Source organism: Dapis brunnea BLCC-M229, from assembly GCF_050015995.1.
In the GTDB taxonomy this organism is placed as follows: Bacteria; Cyanobacteriota; Cyanobacteriia; order Cyanobacteriales; family Microcoleaceae; genus Trichodesmium.
Genome location: NZ_JBNHEP010000034.1, coordinates 1 through 2,675, shown reverse-complemented (window position 1 = coordinate 2,675; position 2,675 = coordinate 1). Strand labels below are relative to the sequence as shown.

The window sequence follows — 2,675 nt, the reverse complement described above, 5'->3', positions numbered from 1 at the left end:
TACATCTGGCAGGCGCTTGAGAAAATGAAATTATTATTGCTCTATACGCAATAGTAGAAAAATTCCACTACTCATCTACATCTGGCAGGCGCTTGAGAAAATGAAATTATTATTGCTCTATACGCAATAGTAGAAAAATTCCACTACTCATCTACATCTGGCAGGCGCTTGAGAAAATGAAATTATTATTGCTCTATACGCAATAGTAGAAAAATTCCACTACTCATCTACATCTGGCAGGCGCTTGAGAAAATGAAATTATTATTGCTCTATACGCAATAGTAGAAAAATTCCACTACTCATCTACATCTGGCAGGCGCTTGAGAAAATGAAATTATTATTGCTCTATACGCAATAGTAGAAAAATTCCACTACTCATCTACATCTGGCAGGCGCTTGAGAAAATGAAATTATTATTGCTCTATACGCAATAGTAGAAAAATTCCACTACTCATAGAGGATGAGTAGGTGCTTCATAATTGGTTGGTTTGCCTAAGTCCTGTTAATATTACATAGTTACTTGATTTCTATCATAGCTGAGAGCTAACTAGCCAATAGCTGTTTGCGCAGCATTCCGCAGGAAATGCTTACAGTAAAAGAAAAATCTGAGGTAAAAAAACATGGCTTATGTAGCAGTAAAAGGCGGAGAAGAAGCAATTAAAAATGCCGAAATACTACTGCAAGAATTAAGGCGAGGCAACCAGAATATTCCTGAATTAAATTTAGAGCAAATTAAACAACAACTTACCCTTGCAGTTAACCGAGTAATGTGTGAAGGAAGTTTGTATGACCCAGACTTAGCTGCCTTAGCAATTAAACAATCTTGGGGCGATCTAGTAGAGGCAATATTTCTATTAAGAGCATATCGAACTACTTTACCAAGACTTTATTATAGTCAGCCTTTAGATACAACGAAAATGAAGATTCAACGGAGAATTTCTGCTATCTTTAAAGATGTTCCCGGAGGTCAATATTTAGGACCAACTTTTGATTATATTCATCGCCTATTAGACTTTAAATTAGCTGCGGAAGGTAATACACCTACCTCATCTAAAAGCAAAAATTTAAACATAGAAGAAAATTTCCCCAGAGTAATGACTACTTTGGAAAAAGAAGGGTTAGTTTGTCAAGAAAAAACAGAGGATAATAAACAACCATTTGACTTAACTCGGCAACCACTCAAATTACCCGCAGAAAGAGATGCAAGATTACAAAATTTAGCTCGTGCAGATGAAGGTTTTTTGCTTAGTTTAGGATATTCAACTCAGAGAGGTTATGGTCGTACCCATCCCTTTGCTGGAGAAATTAAAATGGGAGAAGTTGAAGTGCTTATTTTTCCAGAAGAATTAGGTTTTGAAGTAGCGATCGCTGATATTAATATTACTGAAGCAGAAAATGTAAATATGTTTAAAGGTAGTAAAGAAGCACCCCCACAACTTACCCGTGGTTATGGTTTAACTTTTGGCTATAACGAACGTAAAGCAATGTCGATGGCGTTAGTAGATCGGGCGATGCAAGCTCAAGAATTAGGAGAAGAAATACAAGGACCTGCTCAAGATCCAGAGTTTGTTTTGTATCACTCAGATAATGTTGAAGCTCAAGGGTTTGTACAGCATTTAAAATTACCCCACTATATTGATTTTCAGGCAGAAATAAATTTAATTAGAAAGCTACAAGCTGAACATAAAAATAATCAAAATATTGAGGTTAATGGAGAGTATATATCTCAGGAATTTATCCCGGAAAAATTTGAGGAAAAATATTTAGGTAACATCGACAAGTTATCCAAACAAAGTTAAGATTTATCTACAAGTTTTTGAGGAAATTAATACTTTTAGTCATCTATACTATTGGCAGAAAAATTAGGCAAAAATCTGCTGAGTGTTCCCTGGAGAAAAAATCTATGTACTGAATTATCTGTTCGTGAAAAGCCAATCACCTTTTGCCATACCAGAGGTAAATTTTATCCTCAAACTTCTGGCAAATTCTCAGAAAAAATAGAAAGGGAAAATTTGATAGACTTCCACTTTTAGTCATCCATAGTATTGGCAGAAAAATTAGGCAAAAATCTCCTGAGTTTTCCCTGGAGAAAAAATCTCTGTGTATTGAATTATCTGTTCGTGAAAAGCCAATCACCTTTTGCCATACCAGAGGTAAATTTTATCCTCAAACTTCTGGCAAATTCTCAGAAAAAATAGAAAGGGAAAATTTGATAGACTTCCACTTTTAGTCATCTATAGTATTGGCAGAAAAATTAGGCAAAAATCTGCTGAGTTTTCCCTGGAGAAAAAATTTATGTACTGAATTATTTGTTCGAGAAAAGCCAATCACCTTTTGCCATACCAGAGGTAAATTTTCTGCTCAAACTTCAGGCAAATTCTCAGAAAAAATAGAAAGGGAAGGTTGAATATCCTTCTACTAAGTCTTCCCTGGAGAAAAAATCTCTGTGAGAAATTATTTGTTCGTTAAGAGTCAATCACCTTTTGCCATACCAGAGGTAAATTTTCTGCTCAAACTTCAGGCAAATTTTCCGCAAAAATAGAAAGGAAAAGTTGAATATCCTTCTACTTTTAGTCATCCATAGTATTGGCAGAAAAATTAGACAAAAATCTGTTAAGTCTTCCCTGGAGAAAAAATCTCTGTGAGAAATTATTTGTTCGTTAAGAGTCAATCAC

The 2,675-nt window shown here is 35.0% G+C and carries 4 protein-coding genes; all 4 read left to right on the top strand.

The annotated features are described in order from the left end of the window. Positions 1-620 precede the first annotated feature (620 nt). From ACP6PM_RS03150 to ACP6PM_RS03135, 4 genes are read left to right on the top strand one after another with little or no spacing between them, the layout of a single operon-like run. A complete protein-coding gene (locus ACP6PM_RS03150; protein WP_426581771.1) occupies positions 621-1,799 on the top strand; it encodes a carbon-phosphorus lyase complex subunit in 1,179 nt (392 codons plus the stop codon). 51 nt (positions 1,800-1,850) lie between these two features. Next, complete coding sequence (locus ACP6PM_RS03145; protein WP_426581769.1) at positions 1,851-2,033, top strand: hypothetical protein; 183 nt, start codon at positions 1,851-1,853, stop codon at positions 2,031-2,033. Between the two features lie 12 nt (positions 2,034-2,045). Further along, complete coding sequence (locus ACP6PM_RS03140) at positions 2,046-2,198, top strand: hypothetical protein (RefSeq protein WP_426581767.1); 153 nt, start codon at positions 2,046-2,048, stop codon at positions 2,196-2,198. 44 nt (positions 2,199-2,242) lie between these two features. Next, positions 2,243-2,407, top strand: a complete 165-nt coding sequence (locus tag ACP6PM_RS03135) for a hypothetical protein (RefSeq protein ID WP_426581765.1) — start codon at positions 2,243-2,245, stop codon at positions 2,405-2,407. The last annotated feature ends 268 nt before the right edge of the window (positions 2,408-2,675 follow it).